Source organism: Rhodoplanes sp. Z2-YC6860 (assembly GCF_001579845.1).
GTDB lineage: Bacteria > Pseudomonadota > Alphaproteobacteria > Rhizobiales > Xanthobacteraceae > Z2-YC6860.
This window is the reverse complement of record NZ_CP007440.1, coordinates 2,571,130-2,597,411: the sequence shown is the minus strand read 5'-3', so window position 1 is coordinate 2,597,411 and position 26,282 is coordinate 2,571,130. Positions and strand designations below refer to the sequence as shown.

Here is a 26,282-nt window from a genome sequence, read left to right as displayed (position 1 = left end):
ACATTTCTTGATGGGCTCTGAGTGATGCATAACCCGGCACGTATTCTGATTGTTGACGACAACGAGACCAATCGCGACATCCTGATGGCGCGGCTCGGTCCCCATGGCTACGACCTCAAACAGGCGGCCGACGGCGAAGAAGCGCTGGCCGCGGCCAAGGAACATCTGCCAGACCTGATCCTGCTCGACATCATGATGCCCAAGATCGACGGCATCGAGGTCTGCAAGCGGCTGAAGACCGACACCACCATGCCTTTCACGCCGATCATCATGTGCACCGCCAAGGCCGACAGCAAGGACGTGGTCGCGGGGCTCGAAGCCGGCGCCGACGAATATCTCACCAAGCCGATTGATCAGACCGCGCTTCTGGCGCGGGTGAAATCGGTGCTGCGGCTGAAGCAGCTCCATGACCAGATCGCCGAAATCAACAAAAGCCTCGAGCAACGCGTGGCCGATCAGCTTGGCGAGATCGAACGCATGTCGGGGCTCAAGCGTTTCCTCTCCCCGCAGATCGCCGAATTGGTCTTGAGCTCCGGCGGCGAGAAGCTGCTCGACAGTCACCGCCGCGACGTCACCATCGTGTTCTGCGACCTGCGCGGTTTCACGGCCTTCGCCGAAACCGCCGAGCCCGAAGAGGTGATGGCGGTGCTGCGCGAGTATCACGGCAGCCTCGCGGGTCTCATCAACAGCTTCGAGGGCACGCTGGAGCGTTTTGCCGGGGACGGCCTCATGATCCTGTTCAACGATCCGATCCCCTGCCCCGATCCTTGCGAGCGCGCCGTGAAGATGGCGGTCGAGATGCGCAACCGGGTGATGGATCTCGCGACGAAGTGGCGCAAGCACGGGCACGATCTCGGCTTCGGCATGGGCATTGCACACGGCTATGCCACGCTGGGTCGCATCAGCTCGGAGGGCCGCTTCGACTACACGGCCATCGGCCGCGTGGTGAACCTCGCGGCGCGGCTCTGTGGCGAGGCGAAGAGCGGCCAGATCCTGGTCGACGGCAAGGTGCACACCGCGGTCGAGACGCTGACCGAGTTCGAGGCGATCGGCGAACTGGAGCTCAAGGGGTTCCATCGCCCGATCGCCGCCTTCGACATCCGCTCGCTGCGCGGCTAGAATTGTTAGCGCAATAGGCACCGTCACCCTCCCTGGAGGGGGAGGGTCGCGAGCGAAGCTCGCAGGGTGGGGTGATCCTCTTCGCAAAAAAGCTCACCCCCACCCCGCCCGCCTACGCTTCGCTTCGGCGGTCGACCCTCCCCCTCCAGGGGAGGGTCGGCACCGCCGACGTTGCAACAACAGTGAAGATCGCTAGGAGAGCGTGATGCAAAACGTCGAAGCGCTCTGGACCGATTTCTCTCGCCCGATCATCAACGCAGACGACTACATCGCGTCGCTGCGCGGTCGGCGGATGAACGTCTATTTCATGGGAGAGCGGGTGCCTGAGCCCGCCGACCATCCGGTGATCCGGCCCTCGATCAATGCCATGGCCGAGACCTACCGGCTCGCTTCGGAGCGGCCCGAGCTCGGCAGCGTCCGCACCGAAATCGGCGGCTGTCAGACCAACCGCTTCCTGCATGTGCCAACACGCGCCGACGAGCTGGTCGCCAAGCACGAAATGCAGCGCGAGCTCGGCCGCCGCACCGGCACCTGCTTCCAGCGCTGCGTCGGCCTCGATGCCATCGGCGCGTGCCATTCGGTGACGTTCGACATCGATGCCGAGCGCGGCACCGATTATCACCAGCGTTTCCTCGCTTTCCTCAAGCGCGCCCAGAACGCCAATATCGTGATCGGCGGCGCAATGACGGACCCCAAAGGCGACCGCTCGAAGGCGCCACATCAGCAGTCGGACCTGGACCTGTTTCTCCGCGTGGTGCGCCGCGACGACAAGGGCATCTATGTCTCAGGCGCAAAGCTGCATCAGACCGGCGCGGTCAATTCGCACTGGCTGATCTTCATGCCGACCATGCGCATGACCGAGGCCGACCGCGACTGGTCCGTGGTCGGCGCGGTGCGGGTCGATGCGCCGGGGCTCACCTACGTCGTCGGGCGCCAGACCAACGACACCCGCGTGGTCGACGGCGGCGAGCTTGACGCCGGCAATGCGCGGTTCGCCGGACAGGAGGCGCTGATCGTGTTCGACAACGTGTTCGTGCCGCACGAGCACGTGTTCATGGACGGCGAATGGCAATACGCGGCCACGCTGGTCGAGCGCTTCACCACCTATCATCGCTCCTCTTACGTGTGCAAAACCGGTCTCGGCGACGTGCTGATCGGCGCCGCGGCCGAGGCCGCCTCGCACAACGGCGTCGAAAGCGTCTCCCACATCAAGGACAAGCTCGTTGAGATGACGCATCTCAACGAGACCATCTATTCGAGCTGCATGGCGGCGGCTTATCGCTCGAAGCCGATGGCGTCCGGCGCCTACCTCAACGACGAAATGCTGTCGAATGTCGCCAAGCACAACGTCACGCGGTTTCCGTTCGAGATTTCCCGTCTCGCCCAGGACATCGCCGGCGGTCTCGTCGTCACCATGCCGTCCGAGAAGGATTTGCAGAACAACGAGGTCGGCCCGCTGGTGCGCAAGTTCCTGCAAGGCCGCGACGGCGTCGATACGGTCGACCGGCTGCGCGTGCTGCGGTTGATCGAGAACATGACCATCGGGAGGAATGCAGTGGGCTACCTCACCGAAAGCCTGCACGGCGCGGGCTCGCCGCAAGCGCAGCGCATCCAGATCGCGCGCGGCATGAAGATCGAAGACAAGAAGGCTCGCGCGCGGGCGCTCGCAGGCTCTAGCGCACCAAAGAACTAGCGACCTCTCAGCCTTCGCCCAACTCGGCCAGCAGATAGGTCTGCAAGGCCACCGCCTTGGCGCCGCTGTCGATCAGACGGTCGACGATGCCGGTCAGCAGCGCGAACTCGTCGTGGCTGAGGCAGCCGAATTCGAGGTCGTTGACCTGGCGTTGGATCGGCGCGAGCCGCTCGAGAGCAGACCGGCCCTTGTTGGAGATGGTAAGCGTCACACGTCGCCGGTCGGCGGCGTCGGTCTTCTTGTGGATCATGCCGAGCTTGAGCAGCCGTTGTGTCACCGCGGTGATGAAGGCGCCCGACAGATAAAGGTGATCAGCCACGGTCTTGACGTTGACGTCACCGTCGACGGCAAGATGGGCGATCGAGATCAGCACCGTATACTCGATGCCGGCGAGCCCGATCGCCTTGCCGTGTCCCGAGCGGATGCGCTCATGATGGGCCGCAAAGCCGAACAGCGCATGGACCAGATGGCGGAATTGCCGGTCCCGGCCCTGTTCCAGCAGCTCCGGCCGCGAGGTGGTAAGCGGTATGTTGGGCTGCGGGGCCCGCGCGGGCTTGCTGCCCGGCGCGACGCGCACCGGTCCGGGGGGCACGGTCGAACGCTTTTTGGCAGCCCGGCTCATGCATTCAGTGTAACACGCAATAGCCTTCTTGAAAAGCTTTGTTAGTTAGGTAATCTGCAAAGCCATGGAGAGATGGCGCCGGGCCATCGGTGGGCATTCGAGGAACATGGCATGCAGATCAAGCGCACGCTGGCTTTCGTAGACGAAGTCGCGCAGGAGGCCGGCCAGCGCGTCGAGCCGGTGCTGCGCAAGGTCGCGGTGGTGGCCGTGCTCGACAATCCATTCGCCGGCCGTTACGAGCGCGACCTGAGCTCCCTGACGGCAGCCAGCGCCGCGGTCGGCAAACACATCAGCAGCCTGGCGATGACGCTGCTCCGACCGCACAAGCCGGAGAGTTACGGCAAGGCCGGGCTGGTCGGCATGAACGGCGAGCAGGAGCACGTCGTGGCCATGCTGACCACGGTGTTCGGCAACGTGATGCGTGAGGCCGCCGGCGGCGGCAAGGCGTGGATCTCCTCCCTCACCAAGCGCGTCGCACCCGGCGCCACCATCGATATTCCGCTCGCTCACAAGGACGCGCTCTACGTGCGCTCGAATTACGACGGCATCACCATCACGCTGCCCGACGCGCCTCTACCCAACGAGCTTGCGATCATCGTGGCCTATGCCAACCGCGGACGGCCGAATCATCGCGTCGGCGGGCTTGCCGTTGCGGACATCAAAGGCGTCGACGGTCTGGTTTGACCGCGACAAAAGATTTGCAGAAAGACGGAGCCGACCATGACGGTGTGCAAGACCGGCGCAGAACATATCAAATCGCTGAAGGACGGCCGCACCGTCTACATCGACGGCAAGGTGGTGCCGGACGTCACCGAGCATCCGGCGTTCAAGAACTCGGTGCGCTCGGCGGCCGCGCTCTACGATTTCCAGGCAAAGCCTGAAAACATCGAATTGATGACCTTCAAGCCGGATGGCGCCAATCGACGCGTCAATCGTGCCTGGCAGATGCCGAAGAGCCATGCCGAAATGGTGCAGCGCCGGAAGGCGATGCAGGCCTGGGCCGAACTGTCTGCCGGCTTCATGGGCCGCTCGCCCGACCACCTCGCCTCTGCGCTGGTCGGCCAGCGGATGGGCATCGAGGTCTTCAAGAAACAGGCAAACGGCGAGGAGCGCGCCAAGGCGCTGGCCGACTATTTCGAAGAAGCGAGCCGCAACGACTACTTCCTCACTTATGTGATCATCAATCCGCAAGCCGAGCGCGGCAAGGACTGGGGCGATCAGGCGCCCGACCTCGTGGCCGCCATCGTTGACGAAGACTCGTCCGGCATCACCATCCGCGGCGCCAAGATGCTCGGCACCAGCTCGATCATGGCCAACGAGGTGTTCGTCGCAAATCTCCAGCCGCTCCGGCCCGGCGAGGAGCGCCTCGCCTTCTCGTGCGCGCTGCCGATGAACACCAAGGGGCTGCGCGTGCTCTCGCGGAAATCCTATGAGGCGTCCGCGGTCTCGATGTTCGACAACCCGATCTCGGCGCGCTTCGACGAGAACGACGCGCTGATGTATTTCGACGATGTGAAAGTGCCCTGGGAGCGCGTCTTCGTTTACAAGGACACGGACACGTGCCGCGCCCAGTTCCACGACACGCCGGGCCATGCCTATCAGAACTACCAGGCGCAGATCCGCCTTTCGGTGAAGATCAAGTTCCTGATCGGGATGGGCTACAAGCTCACCGAAGCGATCGGCACCAACGCCATGCCTCCCGTGCGTGAGCAGCTCGGCTACCTCGCCGCCCACGTCAGCATGGTCCAGTCCATGATGGCCGGAATGGAAATCGAGGGAAACATGCGCGGCGAGTACTGGGTGCCGAACCGGCACTTCATGTATTCGGCGCAGGTCCTGACCCAGGAGCTTTATCCGCGCGTCGTCAATATGCTGCGAGAGCTCTCCGGTGGAGCGCTGATCATGCTGCCGTCATCGGTGCTCGATTTCGCCGATCCGGCGCTGCGCAAGATCATCGAGCTGACGCAGCAGTCGGCGAAGATGACGCCGGAGAACAAGGTCAAGTTCCTCAAGCTCGCCTGGGACGCGATCGGCTCCGAGTTCGGCTCGCGCCATACGCAATATGAGATGTTCTATGCGGGTGCGCGCTTCGTCACCTGCGGGCATAGCTTCCGCACCTTCGACTGGACCGGTGCGACCAAGCTCGTCGACGACATGATGGCAGGATACCAATTGCCCGCTCACTAGGGTCTGATTCAACTTCGTTGAATCAGACCCGTCGCTCCTCACTCTTGTTGGGCATAATCTTGTCCGAAAACCCTTCACACTTTTCGGGATCATGCCCTAGAAGGCCGTTCAACCATGAAGACCGCGATCGTCAACCTGGGTCAGATCGTTTCCGGCGATTGGAAAAATCCACTCGCCACGGGCGACACCATCCTTACCGACGGCGACCGCATCGTCTCGGTCGGCACCGCCTCGACGCAGGCGGTCGAGGCCGCCGACGTCGTGATCGACGCCGGCGGCATGACGGCGATCCCCGGCCTGATCGACTCCCACGTCCACATCACGTTCGGCGACTTCACGCCGCGGCAGAACACCGTGGGCTATCTGGAGAGCTACGTGCACGGCGGCACCACCACATGCATCTCGGCCTCCGAGGTGCATGTCCCGGGGCGGCCGAGCGATCCGGAGGGCGTCAAGGCCTTGGCGCTCGCGGCTCAGCGCTGTTTTGCAAGCTACCGGCCGGGTGGCATGCGCGTCGTCGCAGGCTCGGTGATCCTCGAGCCAGGGTTGACGCGCGCGGATTTCGACGAGTTGAAGCGCAAGGGCGTCACGCTCGCCAAGGCGGGCTTCGGCGCGGTGAAGACTGCCTATGACTACGTGCCGCTGGTCGCCGACGCCAAGGCCGCAGGCCTCCTCACCACCTGCCACACCGGCGGCTCCTCCATTCCGGGCTCCGGGGCCATCACGGGCGATCATCTCCTGAAGATGCACCCGCATGTGTCGTTTCACATCAATGGCGGCCCGACCGCGATGCCCGATGCGGACTTCGAGCGCGTCATTCTCGAATCGCAGATCGCGCTTCAAGTCTGCACCGCGGGAAATCTCCGCACCACGCTCCTGTGCGCGCGACTTGCCGAGCGTCACAACGCCTTCGACCGCTTCATCATCGCGACCGACACTCCGACCGGCAGCGGCATCATGCCGCTCGGCATGCTCTACACCATCGCGCACTGTTCGAGCCTCACCGACATGGCGCCGGAGCGCTTCATCTGCGCGGCCTCGGGCAGCAACGCGAAGGTCTACGGCCTCGACTCGGGCTTCCTCACACCCGGCAAGGCCGCCGATATCGTGCTGCTTGATGCGCCCGACGGCGGCACGCAATCCACGGCGCTTGCCGCCATCAAGCACGGCGACATCGCCGCGGTCGGCGCCGTGATGACCGCGGGCGTGCCGCGCTTCGTCGGCAGAAGCCGCAACACGCCGGGCACGACGCGCAAGGCGCGCGTGACATCATCGCGAGTCACGCGGGACTTCAGCTAAGGCATGATCCCGAAAAGGCCTGCCCCGGACTTGATCCGGGGTGTGAAGCGGTTTTCGGAAAAGATCATGCCTAACCAGAGTAAGGAGCGACGGGTCTAATTCAACGAAGTTGAAGCAGACCCTAGCCGTCACATATCCGTCATCTGGTTGGCCGTACAATCCGATCTTTCGAGCGCGGCAAGTTCGAGAGTGATCGATGGTACGGTTCTGTTCCCTGGTGCTTGCAGCGCTGCTCGCGGCCCTGCCGCTGACATCCGCCGATAGCGCGCCATTGAGGGCTGCCAGCAGCGCCCAGTTCGTTCTGGTGAACAAGTCCGGCGTGACGATCGACCAGTTCTATATGTCGCCGTGCTGGGCCAAGAACTGGGGCAACAATCAGATCGCCTGGACGCCGATCTGGACGTCGAAGACGTTCACGATCAAGGACATCGAACCCGGCTGCTACAATCTCATGGTGGTGATGCCATACGGCAACAAATGTGTGATTTCCGGCGAACTGCTCGAAGGGATCAAAGCCTGGACGATCACGCAATGGACGCCCTTCCGCGCCGCAGCCGGCGGCTGCTCCTATATCGCGCACCCGGTGAGCGCCGGCGAGCGTTCGCAGGATCGCCACGGCTTCATCCCGATGCCGGCGCTTCGGTAACGATCGGCAGCGATACGCGCGGCTGTCCGGTCACGACGGCACCCATCGAACGCAGTTCGCCGACGCTGAGCCAGACGATTTCATCAGGTCCGGTCACGACGAGCTTCTCCACGATGCCGGGCGGCACGCCGAATTCGCGGACCATGCGCGCCATCGACACCGTGGCAGCCGCAGCCCGCGGGGTGATCCGGCCGTATTGGTCGGACGCGCCGTGCACGCCGATCTCGGCGCCGTAACCCACGAACTTTTCGGTGCCGGCGGCGAAAATCAGAAAGCAGGCCGAAGCACATCGCGCTTTCGAGCCGACCACGACCGCGATCTTGGTGCGTTGCACGAGCTCGGCGATCTTCACCGACTCGGCGAGGCTCCCGCCGAGCGAATCGAGCCGCAGCGCCGCAACGAGCTTGCCGCGGTCGTTGGTCTCCTTCATGAGTGCCTCGACCGCGTCGCCATCGCCGCCGGCAATGTCGCCGGCTAGCACGATCGCGACATCGCCGCTCTTCAGCGTCGCGATGCCGAGACTAGCCGCCCCGGCGCAAGAGCCCGTCATCGCAAGGAACGCCAAACCGGCCGGCACCACGGCAAGGCGAGCCGCAAGCCGCGCGGATTCAGTTGAGAACAAGCCGCTCCATTTCATCTCGAAGCGCGTCCGCCAGACGCCCTCTCAATTGCGACGAGACCCCTGCACTCCTACTCCACCAGCGCACAGAAGAAGAAGATCAGCCACAGCGATGGGCACAGAAATGCGCCGAACGGAATCCGCGTCGCCCGGTCGAGGCTTTCGCCGCGAAATCGCGCGAACAGCACGGCGACAAAGGCTGCGCCGGTCGCCAGCAGAAAGCAAAGCGGAATCGCTTCGACCGGCAGCCAGGCTCCGATCGCGGCCGCAAGCTTGACGTCGCCAAGGCCGATGCCTTCCCGCCCGCGGCTCCAGGCATAGCCCCACCGCACCAGAGCCAGCACCAGCGCGGTCCCGGCCCCCCGCGCCAATGCCAATCCCGCGGCCTCCGTCGGGCTGAAGGGATCGAGGGCGAATTGCACGAGCACACCGCAAACGAACCCACCGAGCGTCACGAAGTCGGGCAGCAGATAGGCACGCGCGTCGATGTCCGCGCCCGCGATCATCAGCGCGCCGAGCGCAATCGAAGCCAACGCCAGCGACAACGGCAGGCTCGCCACGGACACCAGCGCAACCACGGCGGAACCCGCGAGCAGAATGCGCAAATCGGGACGCAAATCGATCGCAGGCCAGGCGCTTTCGCTGTTGTCGATCCCGGTCAGCGCACCACCTCATCGTCGTTCCTGCGCAGTTCGGACCTCGTCTCCGCTCGTCATCTTGTTTTGGGTGGCAGCACCGCCGCCGTGCCCCCGACGATCGCCCGTGTGCTGCGCATGGTTTCCAGGCGGTCGCGGAACTCCTCGGCCACGCTCTCCGCATCGACCGAGTTACGGATCAATCGTGGCCGGACGAAGATGATGATTTCCTGACGCTGCTTGTCGCGGGCGGTGTTGCCAAGCAGATCGCCGAGATATTTGATTTCGCGCAGCCCGGGCAGCCCTGTCGAGGTATCGCTGGTCTGCTCGGAGATCAGGCCTCCGAGCAGCACGGTCTGCCCGCTCTGGATAGCGATGGTCGAGCGGACGCGGCGCTGCGTCAGCGTGGGCGTAAGAGCATTGGTAGGATCGTTCGGATTGGCAACGTTGGAGATTTCCTGCTCGATCTCGAGCTGGATCGCGCCGTTGGCGCGCACCCGCGGCCACACTTTCAAGATGACGCCGATGTTGCGCCGCTCGATGGTGTTGACGATCGTGTTCGAGCCGGTCAGCACCGTGGCCGAGCCTGTCGACAGCGGGATTTCGTTGCCAACTTGCAACAGCGCCGGCTGATTGTCCATCACCACCAGCGACGGCGCCGAAAGCACCTTCACGTCGGTCAGCTTCGACAGCGCATTCAGGATGACGGTCGGCTGCGCCTCCGATCCGAGCAGCAGATTGTAGCCCGGCAACACGCGCTGCAGGAACGCCTGCTGTACCACCGTTTGCAGGCCCGTGGTCGGATCGGTGCTCGTGGTGGAACCGCCCGCGGTGGCGCTCGGCGTGTAGAGGCTCGATCCCTTGTTGGTGCCCAGACCGACATTCTTGCTGGTGAGGAAGCTTTGAATGCCGAATTGGAAATTGTCGGTCAGCGTGACCTCGGCGATCGTCGCGTCGATCGCTACCTGCATCTGTGGCCGGTCGAGCTCGCGGATCGACCGCTCGATAACGCGATAGTCTTCCTGGGTCGAATAGACCACCAGTGAATTGTCCGCGAGGTTGGCGGTGATCCGCACATTGGTGAATACGCCGCGCGGCAGCGCGCCGCCACCCCCACCGCCACCATCTGGACCGCCGTCCTTGTCGCCGCCAAATGAATCGAAGTCTCCCCCTTGGGTCGGGCGGCTCAAACCGCCGCTGTTGCTGCTGCTCGAACTCGTGGTGGTCGTCGTCGAGCTGCTTCCGCTGCTGCCCTGCTGCTGGAAGCTCGAGCCGGTGTTGAGTGAGTCGAGCCGAGACTGGCTGGCATTCTGGCCCGGCGCGATCTGGCTCGCAGCGGTGTCGCCAGATGTGCCCGCGCCACCGCGGCCGACGAAGATATCGTTCAAAACCTTGGCGAGGCGCTGTGCGCTGCCGTTTTTCAGGTGATAGACACGCACCGTTGTCCCGCCGGTGTCGGAGCGGTCGAGCCGTTGGACCCATTGGGTCACCCGCTCGATCATCTTGGGGCTGCGGGCCACGGCCAGCACGGCGTTCATGCGTGAGATCGGCTGGAACTTGATGGCGCCCTGCCCAAGTCCGTTCTCGCCGGAGTCGAACACCCGCTCCAGCTCCTTGATCAGCGTCTCGGCCGAGGTCGATTTCAACGGATAAATGCCGACCGACTGATCGTGCAGCCATTCCACGTCGAAGGTCGAGATCATATCGATCGCGGTCTGGCGCTCCGCTGAGGTGCCCTGCACCAGGATCACGTTTCGCGCCTGATCGACGCGGATCGCGCCGGGCCGCGCCATGAAATTTTCCGCGGTCTTGGAGACAGTCGTGGCCGACACATAACGCAGCGGCACGATGGTCACCCCGAAGCCCGCCTCACCCGAGCCCAGCATCGTCACCTTGCCGGAGCCGGCGGTCTCAGGCAGCGGCACGATGCGGATGAGATTTTTGTCGCGCACCAGACCGGCATTGGACATGCGCAATACGCTCTCGAACACCGCGAGCAAATCCTTGCGTGGGACCGGCGCGGCCGACGCGAGGGTCACGGTCCCTTGCACGCGGGTGTCGACCGCAAAATTCAGCCCGAGCGTGTCGGCAATCAGGGTCTTGGCGACGGTCTGGATGTTGGCGTTTTCGAAATTGATTTCGATACCGGCGGTGGTGTTCGTCACTCCCGGAGCAGGCGTGCCGCCGATCGCGGCACCGCCGGCGTTTACGGAATCCGAAGGATCCGCGCCGGGCGTCTGCGCGGCCGGCGGATCGGTGTCGGCGGCGGGATAGATCAAAGGTCGGAGATATTTCTGCACGACACTGTTGAATCGCGAATCCGTGCGTTCCGGTGCACGGGCGCGAAGATCGGCATCACGAATCGGGTCGGTCACGCCGTTCCGCTTCGGCAAATCGACGACATTATCCATGCTGGAGCAGCTCACGAGCACCAAGTGAAGCGCCACAACCAAGCCAGCCGATACAGCGCGCGCCATGTTGCGCGCAGGCCTTTGCGCCTGTCCGCTTGAAAGCTCATGTGCGATCTTCATCTCGATACTCTCCAACGGCGTGACGCTCAGCGCATCGCTTCGCCTGCGAACTCTTCGACATCGTCGAGCAGCGCGCCGGCTCTTGCCAAAAGAACGTCCGCGTTCTGCGGATCGAGCGGACGGCCGGCAAACACCGGTTCCGCCAACTGCAGCTTGATGTCGCGAGCCAGAGCGTCGCGAAACGCGGTGACAGGCTCGATCTTCGAAAGATAATCGGCATAGGTGGCGTCGCCTGCCTTGATGGCCCGCGTCGCCCAGACGAGGCTGTTGCGGCTGAGCGAGCCGGACGGCGCGTTGAGCTGCTTGTAGGCGCGAGCCAATCTGATGAACGGCAGACGCTGCGGTGCGGCCGCGGCGATAACGCGATTGTCGAGGAATTCCACCAGCACGCGGCCGTCGTGGACGTAACTGTCTTTCAGGCCCAGCAGCGCCATGGTGGTGGGCCGGATATCGGCGTGATCCGAGAACACGTCGTGGACGATGCCGAGCCGCCGCACACCGGGACCGGCCATTCCAAGCCAGGACGCCGCGACCGGCGGCTGGATGCCACCGCGATTCCAGGCAAATCCGGAGTTCTGCCGTACACAGGCCGGTGGCAGCGCACAGTCGGTGATCCGCCCGGCGTTGCGATAATAGTAATCGGCATCGCCGAACATGACGAAACTCGGCGTGCGCGCAGGACTCGCCGTGACCATGTGCAGGAGCTTCAGCTCCGCGCGGTCGGCGAGGAACGCGACCAGCGTGTCGGTCTTTCCGGTGATCGGATTGACCGCGGTGAGCCTGCCCGCATCCTGGGCCAGCGTGCGTGCGACAGGATCGGTCGCACCGGGATTGCCCTGGATGTAAAAGGCCGGCGCTCCATCGGAATGAATATCGAAAGTCGTGACATTGCGGCGTTGCGTCGCGAGCATTCGATCAAGCGCCACCTCGATCTCGCCAACCCGGCCATAGCCGCAAGGCACGCTGAGGCCGTCGCAACTCGCAGGCTCGGGCGGACCGCCAACGAAATGGCTGCTGTTGACGGCCGTCACGACAAATAAGGTGTTGGTCGGGTCTGTGCCGTGGCTGGCGAGCCTGCGGAAAAACGTCGCAAAGGCTGCGTCGTAAGCCGCAAGCTGCGCTACGTAGCCCGCCTCACCGGGGCCTATCGCGCGTGAGCCGCTGCGGCGCTGCTCATGCGGATCGGCGATAAAAACCGAAACCACGGGCACGCCGGCCTCCAGCAAGGCTGCTGCATAACCCAGCGATTGCGACGCCGATGGATTGAGAACAGTCGCGGCGCTGCCGCTGTCGGGGAAGCGAATGGCATTGCCATCGAGATCAAGAATCGAGCGGCCCGCCGCGATCGTGCGCTGAACCGCAGAATGGCCGAACAAGGCCGCAAACGCCGGATAACCGCCGGGCTCATCCGGCAACACGTCGGCAACCGCGCCAGTGCCGCCGCAAATCGCGCTGCCCCGGGCGCAGTGAACCGCGACGCCGTCCAAACCGATATTGGGCACCGCGAACGAGCCGACATCGCATCCCGCCCGCGTCAGCGGCACCCATGGTGCCGGAAAGGTCTTGCCCGTGTCGGCGAGCATCTGCGGCGCACCATCGCCGCCCGTGCCGGTCCAATAAGCGAACGAACTCGCCGTTCCGATGCTGCCATCGCTCTTGTAATATTTGTAGCTATCCCCGATCGGCATCCCCATCCGGTCGCCGTAGACACCGGTCAGGATGGTGAGGAAATTCGTCGCGGTCTGCGCCGCCGGCATCACGTGGTGATTGGTGCTGAGCGTACCGTTGTCGCGCAAAAAGCCGAGCAGGTGCGGCATCTGCTCGAGGTCGGACGGGACATTGGGATTATCCCGCTGAAACTGCACGCTATCGAGCTGGATGTGAACCACGTGCCGGATCGCGCCGGCCGGTCCCAGCTCGCAGGCCGCATGCGCGCATGGCGCCGCAAGCAGCGCCACCATAAAGACAAGCGTGCCTACTACGCGGAGAACAGCGCGCGTCAGGTACATTCCACTGGCCTGCAACTCTACGCGAAATCAGTCGATAAGCAGACTTCGCCCCCAAACAGCCACCGGGCCGGACCGTATTGCGGCCGCATGACAGTTACGTGTACGCGGCGCGCAGCGAAACTTTGATGGAGATTTGTGACGCTTCGGATTCGGCACGCACCACATGCCGAAAGAAAATCGAATGTGTGATCAAAGTGTAAGCCGGTAACAGGATGCGCCAGCACGTGGGCGTGAATTGCTGACCGCACCTTCAAAAGACTGTCGCAAAACTGCCTTATGAATTTGGGGCGTAACCCGACAGCGTCAGATGTTGCATAGCGAGTTCATCGACCATCTCGCTCGTCAAGGCGTGCTGCGTGAGCAACAGGCGCTTGATGGCGGAAGCAATTCGCGTCGTTTCGACGCGCAGAACGATATTGACTGGGTTGGCCTGACAAAGCTTACCCAATCGGCCTTTGCCGATGAGCTCGCAGCTTTTTATCGCTGCAGGCGCGTGAATCGCGGCGAACTGGTCGGTGGACGCTTCGCTGGCAGCAAGCTCTCGGCCCGGTTCCTCCGCGAGGGACGCTTGTTTCCCTATGAGGATGCGGCCGGAACGCTTGCTCTCGCGGTTGCTACGCCCGTGGACAACGAAACCCTCCGGGCTACCGAGCTCGCGCTGCAACAGCCGGTGGCGCTCGCGGTTGCCACTGCCGAGGACATCGACGCAGCGCTCGCGACCTCGCTCGGCGCGGAGCAAACCGCTGCCCCGGCGGAAGCCAACGCGCCGCGCGGCGACGACGACATCGACGATCTGCGCGATCTGGCGCGCGGCGCGCCCGTGGTGCGGGCGCTCGACGACCTCCTCCGAATGGCGGTCGACCAGCGCGGTACCGATCTGCACATCGAGCCGTTCGGCAACACGCTGCAGGTTCGCATCCGCGTCGACGGCATGCTGAAACCGGTGGCCTCGCCCCCGATCGCCATGGCGAAAGGTATCCTGTCGCGCCTCAAGATCATGTCGGGGCTCAACATCACCGAGCGGCGCATGCCGCAGGACGGCCGCGCCAAGATCGTGGTGGGCGGCGCCGAGATCGACCTGCGCGTTGCCACCATGCCGACCATGGGCGGCGAGAGCGCGGTAGTCCGGCTTCTGCGCAAGGGCTCGGGTTTCGTCGCCATCAATCAGGTGGGGCTGTCGGCGGCGGACGAAACCAAGCTGCGCCACACGCTCGACGCGCCGTTCGGTATGCTGATCGTCACCGGCCCGACCGGCTCCGGCAAGACCACGACGCTCGCCGCCTCGCTCGCGGTGATCAACCAGACCAGCCGCAAGATCCTCACCATCGAAGATCCGGTCGAATATCAAATTCCCGGCATCAACCAGACCCAGGTGCATCCGAGCATCGGGCTGACCTTCGCATCGGCGCTGCGCTCGTTCCTGCGCCAGGACCCCGACGTCATCATGGTCGGCGAGATGCGTGACGCCGAGACCGCGCATATCGGCGTGCACGCCGCTTTGACCGGCCATCTGGTGCTGACCACGCTGCACACCAACACCGCCGCAGGAGCGATCCCCCGGATGATCGATATGGGCCTTGAGAGTTTCCTCCTGGCCTCTTCGGTGCGCGCCATCATCGGCCAGCGTCTGGTGCGCGTGCTGTGCGAGCATTGCCGCGTGCGGCATGAGCTGACAGTCAAAGAGATTGCAGCCGATTACCGTTACGAAACGCTGGGCTTCAAAGCAGGCGAGACCGTGTACCAGCCCAAAGGCTGCGACTATTGCGGGGGCATCGGTTTCCGCGGACGCAAAGGCGTGTTCGAGGTGATGGAGATCGGCCCGGAGGTTCGCCGGGCGATCGGTCCGAAAATCGACGCCGCCGACTTGGAAGCGGTCGCACGCCGAGAAGGCATGACCACCATGACCGAGGACGGCGTCGCCAAGTGCCGCGCCGGTATGACGACATTGGACGAAGTGTTCCGCGTGACCATGAGCCTGTAAGGCGATGCCGCATTTCCGCTATCGCGCACTCACCCGGGCCGGCGAAGTCGTCATTGGCGAGGTCGAAGCGCCGTCGCGCGAAGAGGTTCTGCGCCGGATCGAATATCTCGGCCATCTGCCGATCGAGACCGAAACTGCCTCCAAAGGCATTCTCGGATCGAGCGGCTGGAACGTCAAAAAGGCGAACGCGCGCGATATTACCATCTTCCTTCGCCAGCTCGCTTTGCTGGTCGGTTCCGGACTGACGCTGGAAGCAGCGCTGCAAACTCTTGCCGACGATAACGGCAGCAAAACCGTGGCAAAATTTTCCGCCGGGCTGCGCTCCTCGATCGCAGCGGGCGACGGCTTCGCCGAAGCGCTGGAACGTCATCCGACCATCATCGAACCCATTTATGTTGCGATGGTAAGGGCGGGCGAAGCCTCCGGAAAGCTTGACGCCGTGCTGCAAGCCATCGTTGCCGATCGGACACGCAAGGAACTCCTTGGCGATCGCATCAATTCGGCGATCCGCTATCCGTTGTTCCTCGTCGGCTCTGCGGTGCTGATCCTGTTCTTCTTTCTGCTCTATGTGGTGCCGCAGTTCGAGCCGGTGTTCCGCGATCTCGGCGGCAAGCTCAATGCCGGCGCAGCCTTTGTGCTGAACGCTTCGACCTGGCTCACCGCCAATCTCAACCTGTTCCTTGGCTCCATCATCATCGGGGTCCTGGTGCTTTGGCTGATCTTCAGCCGGCGCGAGAACCGCGGCCGGATGGTCGCAATGCTTTCGACACTCCCAGGCATCTCCGGCCCGATGCGCGACCGCCGCACCGCGCGACTCATCAGCACGCTTGGGCTCCTGGTCGAGAACGGTGTCGCGCTGCCCGCCGCGCTGAAGATGCTGCGCGACGTCGTCACCGAACCGCGTTACGTCGCCGAAGTGGACCGTGTCCACGATCAGGTGCGCAACGGCCGCCGCTTCGCCGAGGCGCTATCCGAATCCGATCTCTTGCCGCCGCTCGCCGCCCGCATGCTTCGGGTCGGCGACGAGACCGGTGATCTTCCGGCGATCACGCGGCACGCCGCGCAGTTTTACGAACACCGGCTGGGCATAGGCCTCGACCGGCTGATGGGGGCGATCGGACCCGCGACCATCATTCTTGTCAGCGTCGTCATCGGCGCTCTGATCGTGTCGATCATGAGCGCGCTTCTGAGCATCACGGAGCTTGCCCTATGAACAGCCAGCGCCAGTACAACATCGCCAAGCGCAGCCGCATCTGGTCCGCAGCCAGCGACGGCTACACCCTCGTTGAAATGCTTGTCGTGCTCACGATCATCAGCCTCATCTTGGGTCTCGTGGGGCCGCGCGTGCTCGCTTATCTCGGCGACTCGCGCGTCAAGACCGCCAAGCTCCAAATCGAGAGCTTCAGTTCGTCGCTCGACCTGTTCTACATCGACGCCGGCCGCTACCCCACGTCTTCGGAAGGGCTCGAGGCATTGGCGACGCGGCCCACGGGCATCGAAGTCTGGAACGGGCCTTATGTGAAAGGCGGCCGCGTGCCCAACGACCCATGGGGCCACGCCTATCAATATCGCGTGGCCGGCGAGCAGACGCCGCCCTACGAGATCACATCGCTCGGCTCCGACGGACGCGAGGGTGGCAACGGCAACGCCGCTGACATCTCGAATGTCGTCCGTTAAAGCTCAGGCCGGCTTTACTCTTCTTGAGGTCATGGCGGTGATGCTGATCATCGCCCTGGTCTCGGCGCTTGCGGTGACGACCTCGCGCGGCACCGGACGCGCGCAACTTCATGCGGTCTCGCTACAGACCGCGGCGCTGATGCGCCGCGAACGGCTCGGCGCGATTCTGACGGCAAGCTCCCGGCAGGTGTCGCTCGACGGCCGCGAACGTCTCCTGTTCGGTGACAGCGGCGGCCAGGTCCGCATTCCAACCGATGTGGTGGTCGATGTGCTCGGCAGCGACGCAACACGCTCGGGACGACTTGCGTTGGTCCGCTTCCAGCCGGACGGCGCGTCGACCGGCGTTGTGCTGCGGCTGTCGCGCGAGCAGGCCACTTACGAAGTGAGCGTCAACTGGTACACCGGCAGTGTCGTGGTCCGTCAACTATAGCGCGCGCAGCGCGCGATCCGGCTTCACGCTGATCGAAGCGCTGGTGGCGCTCGCGCTTCTGCTCGCCTTCGCGTCGGTGATCGTGCCGATGATGTTTCAGTCGCGGCGCCTTCTCGACAATCCGCGCGGCCGCATCGCCGCGCAGGTGCTGCTGCGCTCGCTGCTCGACGAGGCGCCGGACCGTACGCGCATGCTGACCTTTCGCGACGGCGAGACCGATGGCCTGCACTGGAGCGTCGAGGCGCGTCCATTTGATCTTGGCGTCGTAACGCTGATCGATACGGCTCCGAAGAGCAACAAGCCCCCTGGCGGCTCCGACGGCTCTGCGCCGCAATGGACGCCGTTCCGTATTGCCGCGAGCGTTTCGTGGGCTCCTGGCCAGGCGGTGCGCGCTGAAACCGTCAGATTGTTGAAGCGCCAGCAATGACAACAACACCTCATCCAGGCAAATACCGTCTGCAGCTGCGCTGCGGCGGCTTCACGCTGGTGGAAACGCTGGCGGCGCTCGCCATCACGGCCGTGATCTTCGTCGCAATGGCCGGCCTCATCCGCAATGTGGTCTGGGGTTTCGACCGTGGCACGCGCACCGTCACCACCGCCGACCGCCTGGTGCTCGCCGTCGAACGCGTCGCCGGCGATTTCGCCGCGGCGCGTTTCGTACAAAGAGCGACCGACGCCAGCAGCGGCGTCGCTTTCACGGCCTCCGGCGGCAGCGTCGCCTTCGTCAGCGGCGCGGGCATCGCGGCCGGCCCGCGTGGCGAAGAGATCGTCAGCCTCTCGATCGAGCCCGCCGGCGACGTGACGCGGCTCGTTCGCCGTCGCGCGCCGTGGCGCGGACCGAGCGATCGCTTCGGCGATATCCCGCTCCGGGACCCGGTCATGCTGATCGAAGGCAACTACGACATGTCCTTCTCATTCAGCAAGGCCGGACATGACGGGCGGCTGAACTGGACTTCGAGCTGGTCCGACCAGGACAGCATCCCGCAATCCGTCCGGCTCGTCATCCGCGATCGCAGCAGCGGCATCGACATCCTGCCGCGCGCCGAATTCCGGCTGCGCTCCGATCTGAAGATGAACTGCGCTCTCAGCGGTCCGACCTGCAAGGACGACGAATCCAAACCTGACGCCAAGCCAGAGCGGAAGCCGGACAACAAGACAGCAGCCAGCCACGACGAGGGCGCCGACTGATGCGAACCGATCCTCGCCGTGGCGTCGTTCTGGTGGCGGTGTTGTGGACCGTCGCGCTGCTGTCGGCCCTCGCCATGGCCACGTCCGTGACATTCCGCGAGTTCGCCGGCATCGTGACCGTCGATCGCGATCGCCTGCGCGCCGACGCGCTGCTCACGGCAGGTCTCGAAACGGCCGCCGGTGTGGTCGCTCGTCTGCCGGAGGATCGGCCGCTGCTCGAGAGCGAGATGGCGTTCCGGCTTTCCACCGGCCAGATTCGCGTGCGCGTCACCGACGAGGGCGGCCGGATCGATATCGGCAAGGCGCCGGTCGAGGTGCTGGCTTCGATGCTGCGCCGCGTTCGCGCGGAAAATGCCGACGGCATTGCGCGCAGCATCGTCAACTGGCGGACTGCGAATGGCGGCGCGCCGCCGCAAGCGTCGCAGACGCCAGCGACAACCGCACAGAACGCCGGCGACGCGGCCGCCACCACCGGTCAAAGCCCGCAGGCAACGGCTCAGAACCAGCAGACGAACGGCCAAAGCCAGACAACCCCGCGGGGCAAAAACGACAAGGCTTCATCGAAGGTGATGCCATTCACCGACATTCGCCAGTTGCTCAACGTGCCCGGCGTGACACCGGAGCTCGTTGCCGCGGCGGCGCCCTATGTCACCGTATTCGGCGGCGAGAAGCTCAACGCCCTCAGCGCGTCGCCCGCGGTGCTCGCCGCCCTCCCTGGCCTGAACGACGACAGCGTGGCCAATTTCATCGATGCCCGCCGCAACATGTCCGGCGACGGGTCGCAACTGCTCTCGATGCTGGGCGGTGCCCAGGCTTACGTCATCGCCGACGGCAAGAAGGTCGCATCGGTGGTGATTCAGGCCCGGGTCGCAGACGGTTATTCGGCCGCGGCACAGGCTGTCATCGTTCTGTCATCGCAAGACGCTCAACCCTATCGCGTCCTGGCGTGGAATCCCTGGCCCGCGGCTCTGGCCAAATGGTAGTCCCATGAATGTCGCAACTTTGATCACGCGATGGCTGGATGTGCTCGCCGCACTTCTTTTGGAGTGCTGGTCGAGGTGGCGTGCCCGACAATCCATTGTGGTGATGCGCGACAACGGCCGTCTTACGCTGCGGCAGCGCCATCGCGACGGCAAGCTCGGCGCCATCACACCGATCGGCTCGGGCCTTCCGGGCGAATTGGCGAAAACCGTCAAGCAGGCCTTCGTCGTGTTCGAGATGCCGGAGCAAGAGGTCGTGCTGCGCACCATCAAGGTCCCGGCACAGGCCCGTGAGTATCTTTCAGGCATCGTGCGCAACCAGATTGACCGGCTGTCGCCGTGGCCGCCGCAGGACGCGATCTACGGCTTCGAAGCCCATCCGAATGTCAGCGATCCGGGATCGCTCGACGTGCAGATTTCCGTCGCGCCGCGCAGCGCCGTCGAGAACACGCGCGACGAGCTTCGTGCGGCAGGGCTGCAACTCGATCAGATCACCGTGCGCAAAACCGCGGCACCGGAACGGCCGCCCATTCCATTGTGGTCGCGCGAGGCGAGCGACTCGGGCCAGCAGCTGCGCACCGCGCGCTTTGCGGCCGGCGGCGCGCTCGCCGCGACGGTGGTCTTGAGCGCTGCGATCAGCACCTGGGCGCTGTGGAGCGCCACCTCGATGGCAGGCAATCTCGACGAGACCACGACCCGCTCGCGGACTCTGCAGCGGCTCTTGCAGGTCGGACGCTCGCCGCAGGCGCTCGCCGCGCTGCCGCTGCCGGAGCGCGCCTGGGCTTTCAAGGAGACCTCCTATTCGGCGGTGTTCGCGCTGGAGGGCCTGTCGCGCGCGCTGCCCGACACCGCATACCTCACCGACTTCCGCCTCGAAAAGGGACTGCTGCGCATCACCGGCCTTACCAGCGACGCACCTGCGCTGATCGCGCCGTTGGAGCAGTCGGGGCATTTCGCCAATGTGCGGTTCTCGGCCGCCACCACGCGCTCCGCCGAGTCCGGCCTGTTCACCTTCAACATCGAAGCCAACCAGGAGCGGCGGCTCAATTTCGCCGGGAAGTGACATGTCGCTCAAATTCGATCTCAAGACGTTCGACCTCAAGAAGTTTGATCCCGGACTCAATCGCGAACAGCTCGTCGCGCTTTCGATTGTGGCTGCGGTCGTCATCCTTTGCGTCACCGCCGTGACGTGGTCGTTGGGCGTGCGCTCCGAGGCGCTGGCCGAGCTCGGCGAGAAGCAGGACGCGCTGGCGCAGCTTGAGAAACGAGTCGGCGGCGGCGCCAAGGGCCGCGGACCGGTGCGCAATCCCGCGGCGCCGGCCAGCGCGTTTCTGACCACGCAGACGCAAGGCCTCGCCGGCGCCGAGTTGCAGGCCTATCTCGCGCAGCTTGCCACGGCGCAGAATGCCGAGGTCGTGTCCTCCGGCGTACAGCCCACCAGCCGCGACGATTCACCCGAGACCATCCGTCTGCAGGCAACACTGACCACAACGATCGGCGCGCTGCAGACGCTGCTCTATCAGCTCGAGACCGGCACGCCTTACGTGTTCGTCGACTCGGTCGCGGTGCAGCTGCCGAACGCCGGCATGGGAAGCGCGCGGCCGGATCCCGTGCTGCGCGTGACTCTGGGCATCCGCGCTCTGTGGCGGAAGGGCACCGCATGATCCCGCGCATTATCATCGCCGTCGCCGCCTTGTTGCCGCTCGCTTTCTGCACCGGCGCGGCCGCGCAACAGGCGGCCAATCCGCTCGCCGCGCAATCGCTCGAAGGTCTCTCGACGACGCGCGAACGACCGCTGTTCTCGGCCCAGCGGCGGCCGCCCGCACCGCCTCGGGTGGCCGCAGCGCCGCCGCCTCCGCCCGCACCGCCGCCACAGCCACCGCAAGTGGCGCTGTACGGCATCGTGTCCGAATCCGGCGGCGCGCGCGCGATGGTCCGCGCCAACGGCGACAGGATCGTCGGCGTCCGCGTCGGAGACGACATCGGCGGCTGGAAGGTGACCAAGATCGAGCGTCGCCAGATCGAGCTGTCGCTTGCCGACCGCACCGCGAGCTTTGCGATGTTCAACGGCGCCCCGGCCGCCGCCACCGACGCGGCTGCCATGGCGAGCGCAGACGACGAACCTGACGATCCGGATATCCCGCGAAGGAGACGCCGGCGCTGATCAGGCATCAGGCCGGCGCCCCGCACTGTCCTACGCCGTCACCTTGTCCAGCGTGATCGGCAGATCGCGCACGCGCTTACCGGTCGCGTGATAAACCGCGTTGGCGACCGCCGCCGCGACCCCGACGATGCCGATCTCGCCGAGCCCCTTGATGCCAAGCGGATTGCTGTCTTCCGGCTCGTCGACAAAGATCACCTTGATGTCGTGAATGTCGGCGTGCACCGGCACGACATATTCGGCGATGTTGGCATTCATGATGCGGCCGAACTTGTGGTCGATCACGACCGCCTCGTGCAGCGCCATGCCGATGCCCCACACCACGCCGCCCAGGATCTGGCTCGTCGCGGTCTTGGTGTTGAGGATGCGCCCGCCGGCAACGGCCGACACCGCGCGCGTGACGCGGACCACGCCGATCTCTTCGTCCACCTTGACCTCGATGAAGATCGCCGAATGCGTGTTGTGCGCCTTCGCCTGATCCTGCGTCGGGTTGGTGGTCTTTTCCTGTTCGATACGGTCAACGCCGCCCTGGCGCATGGCGTCGGCGATCGACACCGACCGGGATGCGTCGCGCTTGCTCACGAGCTTGCCGTCCGCAAGCGTGACATCGTCCGGCGCGGCATTCGCCAGCGGCGAGTTCGGGATTTTCTGGGCGAGACGCAGCAGCTCGTCGCGGATCGCGCCGGCCGTGGTCGCGATGCCGTTCGACACCGATGCGGCGATCCATGACCCGCCCTCGACCGGCGACTGCGGCAGGCTCGAATCGCCAAGCTTGATGCTGATGCTGTCGAGCGGCAGTCCCAGCATGTCGGCCGCGACCTGCGCCATGATGGTGTAGGTGCCGGTGCCGATGTCCGACGTCGCGCAGGCGACCTCGGCATGACCGTTGGCGCCGAGCGCGATGCGCACCGTGATCGGCACCTGCAGCGCCTCCCAGACGCCCGTCGCCATGCCCCAGCCGACGAGGTCCTTGCCCTCCCGCATCGAGCGCGGCTCGGGATTGCGCTTGCTCCAGCCGAACGCCTCGGCGCCCTGGCGGTAGCATTCGCGCAGCGCCTTGCTGCTGAAGGGTTTGTTTTCGTGCTGATCGCGATCCGAATAGCAGCGCAGGCGCAGCTCCACCGGATCGAGCCTGAGACGGATCGCGAGTTCGTCCATCGCGCTTTCCAGCGCAAAGAGCGCCGTCGTGGCGCTCGGCGCGCGCATGTCGCACGACGTGGCCATGTCGAGGTGCGCGAGCTTGTGCGCGTATTTCGCGTTGGCGCTTTTGTACAGGAGCCCGGACCAGCCGGTCTCCTGCCGGTAGAAATCCTCGTACTGCGAGGTCGTCGTGACGGCGTCGTGCGCGATGACATCGAGCGTGCCTCCGGCATTGGCGCCGAGCGCGACCTTCTGGATCATCGCGGGCCTATAACCCAGCGCATACATCTGCGGCCGCGTCAGCATCACGCGCACCGAACGCTTCAACGCGCGGGCCGCGAGCACCGCCAGGAGCACCTGGAACTGCGGCCGCAGACCGGAGCCGAAGCCCCCGCCCATGAACGCGCCCATCACGCGCACGTCGTCGGGCTTCAAGCCGAACACGCCGCACAGGTATCTTTGGACGTTCTGCACGCCCTGGGTCTTGTCGTAGACCGTCAGCTTGCCGCCGGCTTCGTAGATCGCCGTCGAAGCATAAAGCTCCATCGGATTGTGATATTCGCTCGGAACGTAATACTCGGCCTCTTGGCGCACGGCTGCAGCCGCGAGTGCCTGATCCGCGTTGCCGCGCGGCTTTTGCGGTGCGAATGCAGCTGCGCCCGGATCGCTCGGTATCTTGATCGGCGTCGCGGCATCGCGCTCCTTGAACACGTCGGTGACATGGGCCTCCTGCGCGTACTCCACCTTGACCAGCGACGCGGCGTACCGCGCCGCCTCCGACGTCTCCGCGACCACAAGCGCGATCGGCTGGCCGTTGAACATGATCTTGTCGTCGTAGAGCGGCCGGAACGGCGAGCCTTCCGGCGCCACGTCGTCGTGATAGGCCTCGTCGTTGTCCGGCATCTGCGGACGGTTGTCGTGCGCCAGCACGTCGACCACGCCTTTGACCCGCATGGCGGCGCTGCGATCGATGCTCGTGATCCGGCCCTTGGCGATGGTCGCGCCGACGACCCAGCTGTAAAGCAATCCCGGCGCGTTGAAGTCGGCGGCGTATTTGGCGGCGCCGGTGACCTTGGCGATCCCGTCGATGCGGGAGGTGGCAGTGCCGATATATTGGGTCATGGGGGTTCTCAGGCGATCTTTTTGGACGATTGCACCTGCGGCGTGCCGCGCGCAGCCTGCGTGAGCGCGCGCACAATGGTTCGGCGCGCGAGATCGATCTTGAAGTTGTTGTGGCCGTAGCCTTTGGCGTCGCGCAGGAACACATCCGCCGCACGAACGAAGGTCGTGGCGTTGGCGGGTTGCCCGCGCAACGCAGCTTCAGCCTCCTTGTCGCGCCACGGCTTGTGGGCGACGCCGCCGAGCGCGAAGCGCCCTTCCTTGATGGTGTCGCCGTCCATTTCGAGGCCGACCGCAACCGAGATCAGCGCGAACGCGTAGGATAACCGGTCACGGATTTTCAGGTAGGTGTGGTTCTTCGCGAAACCCTTCGGCGGCAGCTCGATCGCAGTGATGATCTCGCCGGCATCGAGGTTGGTGTCGCGCTGCGGGGTATCTCCCGGCAGCCGGTGGAAATCCGCGATCGCAATGCTGCGGCTCCCGGACGGGCCGGTGACGTGAACCGCTCCCTCCAGGATCGCGAGCGCCACGCACATGTCCGACGGATGCACTGCGATGCAGGCATTGTTCGCGCCGAGGATGGCGTGAATGCGGTTGTGGCCCTGCAGCGCCGAGCAGCCGCTGCCTGGCTCGCGTTTGTTGCAGGGCGTCGCCGTATCGTAGAAATAGGCGCAGCGCGTGCGCTGGAGAAGATTGCCGCCGGCCGACGCCATGTTGCGGAGCTGCTGCGAAGCACCCGCCATGATGGCGCTGGACAGCACCGGATAGCGCTGCTCGACCAGAGGATGATAAGCGGCGTCGGTGTTGCGCACGAGCGCGCCGATGCGCAAGCCGCCGTTTGGCGTGTCTTCGACCTGCCGCAGCGGCAGCCGTGTGATGTCGATCAGCGTGGCCGGCTTCTCGACATCCATCTTCATCAGATCGATCAGGTTGGTGCCGCCGGCGATGAACTTGGCGCCCGGAAGGCCTGCCATCAGCCGCACGGCGTCCGCGACGTCGTCGGCGCGCGAGTATTGGAATTCGATCATGGCCGCCCCCGCTCCATCGCCTGCTGGATCGCCGCGACGATGTTGGTGTAGGCGCCACATCGACAGATGTTGCCGCTCATCAGCTCGCGAATTTCCTCCGCGGTCTTCGCCCGGCCCTCCGCGAGGAGACCTGCGGCCGAACAGATCTGTCCGGGCGTACAGTAGCCGCACTGGAAGGCGTCGTGATCGATGAAGGCCTGCTGCAGCGGATGCAGCGTGCCGCCCCTCGCGAGCCCCTCGATGGTGGTGATCTCCGCACCGTCATGCATGACCGCAAACGTGAGGCACGAATTGACCCGCCGGCCCTCGATCAGCACCGTGCAGGCGCCGCACTGGCCCTGATCGCAACCTTTCTTGGTGCCGGTGAGGTCGAGCTGTTCGCGAAGCAGATCGAGGATCGTGGTGCGCGGGTCGAGCGTGAGGCTGTGGCGCTGACCGTTGATCGTGAGATTGACCGAAACCGCTTGGGGCGACGCCGCGGGTTTGGTCGCCGTTCCCGATGGTGCATCGTTCATTGTTGAACTCCGATGGCACGTGCTGCGAGCGCAGCCGTGGAGTAATTAAGTACCAATGTTGGCTTGCCGTCCCTGGCCCGTCTTGTTGCGGGCGTGCATGGGAGAATAGACCGCTTCTAAGCTATGACTGAACAAGCAATGTGACAGTGGGGTTGCGCGGGATTTTCCGCTTTCCGTAAAAATGGGAGCGGTCGCAGCATCTCACTTCGTTGTCCTTCCGACTCATGTGTCACTCAGCCGCGCCGTGATCTCAAAAGGACAACGCCGCTTCCCTCCATCAACAATGGTGGTCGTCACCCCCGGGCTTGACCCGGGGGCCCATCCGGTGACGCAACGACGCACGCACTTAAGATTGCCTTCTCTGCAGCCGCTCATGGATTGCCGGGTCATAGGCGAGCGAAGCGACGCCGTCCTTCGGACGGCTATGCCCGGCAATGACCCCGCCTGGGGGCCAGCGGTGGTGATCATCGATTCACACATCAAACAGCCCGCGCTCCTAAACGCGTCACGTCAACATTCATCCAGGCGTGATTCATCGGCCCCTTCAAAGCAGGCGCGGGGCCAGCGCCTCTCTCTTTTTCCTTCCCCTCACAGAGTGAGGGAGCGGAGCGCCGAGACGGCGCAGATAGCTGGGCGCTTTGCGAGGGCGCCCGCGGACCTTTGCGATCAGGTCCGCTCGCCTCCCGGCGCTCCACTGTGGCGA

The 26,282-nt window shown here is 64.7% G+C and carries 25 protein-coding genes; 16 read left to right on the top strand and 9 right to left on the bottom strand.

The genetic code is table 11. The features are described 5' to 3' along the window. Positions 1 to 24 precede the first annotated feature (24 nt). A complete protein-coding gene (locus RHPLAN_RS12170) occupies positions 25 to 1,119 on the top strand; it encodes a response regulator (RefSeq protein ID WP_068017909.1) in 1,095 nt (364 codons plus the stop codon). Positions 1,120 to 1,324: 205 nt separating this feature from the next. Further along, on the top strand, positions 1,325 to 2,812 hold the full coding sequence (locus RHPLAN_RS12165; protein ID WP_068017906.1) for a 4-hydroxyphenylacetate 3-hydroxylase family protein: 1,488 nt from the start codon (positions 1,325 to 1,327) through the stop codon (positions 2,810 to 2,812). Positions 2,813 to 2,819: 7 nt separating this feature from the next. On the opposite strand, the gene RHPLAN_RS12160 is transcribed toward RHPLAN_RS12165, so the two are convergent. Beyond that, a complete protein-coding gene (locus RHPLAN_RS12160) occupies positions 2,820 to 3,404 on the bottom strand; it encodes a MarR family winged helix-turn-helix transcriptional regulator (protein ID WP_198164870.1) in 585 nt (194 codons plus the stop codon). 141 nt (positions 3,405 to 3,545) lie between these two features. Between RHPLAN_RS12160 and RHPLAN_RS12155 the strand changes: the two genes are divergently transcribed. From RHPLAN_RS12155 to RHPLAN_RS12140, 4 genes are all read left to right on the top strand, one after another. Beyond that, on the top strand, positions 3,546 to 4,118 hold the full coding sequence (locus RHPLAN_RS12155; protein ID WP_157100236.1) for an amino acid synthesis family protein: 573 nt from the start codon (positions 3,546 to 3,548) through the stop codon (positions 4,116 to 4,118). 36 nt (positions 4,119 to 4,154) lie between these two features. Next, positions 4,155 to 5,621: a 4-hydroxyphenylacetate 3-hydroxylase family protein gene (locus RHPLAN_RS12150; protein WP_237180123.1), complete on the top strand. Its 1,467-nt coding sequence runs from the start codon at positions 4,155 to 4,157 to the stop codon at positions 5,619 to 5,621. A gap of 114 nt (positions 5,622 to 5,735) precedes the next feature. Further along, on the top strand, positions 5,736 to 6,920 hold the full coding sequence (locus RHPLAN_RS12145; RefSeq protein WP_068017900.1) for an amidohydrolase family protein: 1,185 nt from the start codon (positions 5,736 to 5,738) through the stop codon (positions 6,918 to 6,920). Between the two features lie 196 nt (positions 6,921 to 7,116). Then, positions 7,117 to 7,566: a hypothetical protein gene (locus tag RHPLAN_RS12140; RefSeq protein ID WP_157100235.1), complete on the top strand. Its 450-nt coding sequence runs from the start codon at positions 7,117 to 7,119 to the stop codon at positions 7,564 to 7,566. Here RHPLAN_RS12140 and RHPLAN_RS12135 read toward each other — a convergent pair. The 5 genes from RHPLAN_RS12135 to RHPLAN_RS41015 all read right to left on the bottom strand — a co-directional run bounded on the left by RHPLAN_RS12135 (position 7,541) and on the right by RHPLAN_RS41015 (position 14,024). Next, a complete protein-coding gene (locus RHPLAN_RS12135) occupies positions 7,541 to 8,203 on the bottom strand; it encodes a COG3904 family protein (RefSeq protein ID WP_068017894.1) in 663 nt (220 codons plus the stop codon). The two genes, RHPLAN_RS12140 and RHPLAN_RS12135, sit on opposite strands and share 26 nt — an antisense overlap. A gap of 53 nt (positions 8,204 to 8,256) precedes the next feature. Then, a complete protein-coding gene (locus RHPLAN_RS12130; protein WP_237180122.1) occupies positions 8,257 to 8,802 on the bottom strand; it encodes a prepilin peptidase in 546 nt (181 codons plus the stop codon). 95 nt (positions 8,803 to 8,897) lie between these two features. Continuing rightward, positions 8,898 to 11,351, bottom strand: coding sequence for a type II secretion system secretin GspD (gene gspD / locus RHPLAN_RS12125; protein ID WP_237180121.1), 2,454 nt, complete (start codon positions 11,349 to 11,351; stop codon positions 8,898 to 8,900). Between the two features lie 26 nt (positions 11,352 to 11,377). Beyond that, complete coding sequence (locus tag RHPLAN_RS12120; RefSeq protein WP_068017888.1) at positions 11,378 to 13,360, bottom strand: hypothetical protein; 1,983 nt, start codon at positions 13,358 to 13,360, stop codon at positions 11,378 to 11,380. A gap of 274 nt (positions 13,361 to 13,634) precedes the next feature. Beyond that, complete coding sequence (locus RHPLAN_RS41015; RefSeq protein ID WP_442971842.1) at positions 13,635 to 14,024, bottom strand: hypothetical protein; 390 nt, start codon at positions 14,022 to 14,024, stop codon at positions 13,635 to 13,637. Between RHPLAN_RS41015 and RHPLAN_RS12115 the strand changes: the two genes are divergently transcribed. From RHPLAN_RS12115 to RHPLAN_RS12070, 10 genes are read left to right on the top strand one after another with little or no spacing between them, the layout of a single operon-like run. Beyond that, positions 13,929 to 15,341 (top strand): GspE/PulE family protein, encoded by a 1,413-nt coding sequence (locus RHPLAN_RS12115; protein ID WP_442971826.1) that lies wholly within the window; start codon positions 13,929 to 13,931, stop codon positions 15,339 to 15,341. The genes RHPLAN_RS41015 and RHPLAN_RS12115 overlap by 96 nt on opposite strands. A 4-nt stretch (positions 15,342 to 15,345) precedes the next feature. Beyond that, positions 15,346 to 16,554: a type II secretion system F family protein gene (locus tag RHPLAN_RS12110; protein ID WP_068017883.1), complete on the top strand. Its 1,209-nt coding sequence runs from the start codon at positions 15,346 to 15,348 to the stop codon at positions 16,552 to 16,554. Then, positions 16,551 to 17,018 (top strand): type II secretion system major pseudopilin GspG, encoded by a 468-nt coding sequence (gspG, locus tag RHPLAN_RS12105; RefSeq protein WP_068017881.1) that lies wholly within the window; start codon positions 16,551 to 16,553, stop codon positions 17,016 to 17,018. The genes RHPLAN_RS12110 and gspG overlap by 4 nt, the downstream gene beginning before the upstream one ends. Further along, complete coding sequence (locus RHPLAN_RS12100) at positions 17,005 to 17,448, top strand: prepilin-type N-terminal cleavage/methylation domain-containing protein (RefSeq protein ID WP_068017878.1); 444 nt, start codon at positions 17,005 to 17,007, stop codon at positions 17,446 to 17,448. Before gspG ends, RHPLAN_RS12100 begins: the two co-directional genes overlap by 14 nt. Continuing rightward, positions 17,426 to 17,875, top strand: coding sequence for a prepilin-type N-terminal cleavage/methylation domain-containing protein (locus tag RHPLAN_RS12095; protein ID WP_068017875.1), 450 nt, complete (start codon positions 17,426 to 17,428; stop codon positions 17,873 to 17,875). The genes RHPLAN_RS12100 and RHPLAN_RS12095 overlap by 23 nt, the downstream gene beginning before the upstream one ends. Further along, complete coding sequence (locus tag RHPLAN_RS12090; RefSeq protein ID WP_068017873.1) at positions 17,872 to 18,636, top strand: PulJ/GspJ family protein; 765 nt, start codon at positions 17,872 to 17,874, stop codon at positions 18,634 to 18,636. The genes RHPLAN_RS12095 and RHPLAN_RS12090 overlap by 4 nt, the downstream gene beginning before the upstream one ends. After that, positions 18,636 to 19,619, top strand: coding sequence for a type II secretion system minor pseudopilin (locus tag RHPLAN_RS12085; RefSeq protein ID WP_068017870.1), 984 nt, complete (start codon positions 18,636 to 18,638; stop codon positions 19,617 to 19,619). Before RHPLAN_RS12090 ends, RHPLAN_RS12085 begins: the two co-directional genes overlap by 1 nt. Positions 19,620 to 19,623: 4 nt before the next feature. After that, entirely contained in the window at positions 19,624 to 20,679 is a 1,056-nt protein-coding gene (locus RHPLAN_RS12080; RefSeq protein ID WP_084244764.1) for a PilN domain-containing protein, read from the top strand. Between the two features lies 1 nt (position 20,680). Continuing rightward, complete coding sequence (gene gspM / locus RHPLAN_RS12075) at positions 20,681 to 21,280, top strand: type II secretion system protein GspM (protein ID WP_068017863.1); 600 nt, start codon at positions 20,681 to 20,683, stop codon at positions 21,278 to 21,280. Then, positions 21,277 to 21,780, top strand: coding sequence for a hypothetical protein (locus RHPLAN_RS12070; RefSeq protein WP_068017860.1), 504 nt, complete (start codon positions 21,277 to 21,279; stop codon positions 21,778 to 21,780). The genes gspM and RHPLAN_RS12070 overlap by 4 nt, the downstream gene beginning before the upstream one ends. Positions 21,781 to 21,810: 30 nt before the next feature. Here the strand turns inward: RHPLAN_RS12070 and RHPLAN_RS12065 are convergent, their stop codons facing one another. From RHPLAN_RS12065 to RHPLAN_RS12055, 3 genes are read right to left on the bottom strand one after another with little or no spacing between them, the layout of a single operon-like run. Next, a complete protein-coding gene (locus RHPLAN_RS12065) occupies positions 21,811 to 24,039 on the bottom strand; it encodes a xanthine dehydrogenase family protein molybdopterin-binding subunit (RefSeq protein WP_068017858.1) in 2,229 nt (742 codons plus the stop codon). An 8-nt stretch (positions 24,040 to 24,047) separates the two neighbouring features. Beyond that, a complete protein-coding gene (locus RHPLAN_RS12060) occupies positions 24,048 to 25,064 on the bottom strand; it encodes an FAD binding domain-containing protein (RefSeq protein ID WP_068017855.1) in 1,017 nt (338 codons plus the stop codon). Continuing rightward, positions 25,061 to 25,579 carry a (2Fe-2S)-binding protein gene (locus RHPLAN_RS12055; protein ID WP_068017853.1) on the bottom strand — a complete coding sequence of 173 codons (519 nt, stop codon included), beginning with the start codon at positions 25,577 to 25,579 and terminating at the stop codon, positions 25,061 to 25,063. Before RHPLAN_RS12055 ends, RHPLAN_RS12060 begins: the two co-directional genes overlap by 4 nt. Between the last annotated feature and the right edge of the window lie 703 nt (positions 25,580 to 26,282).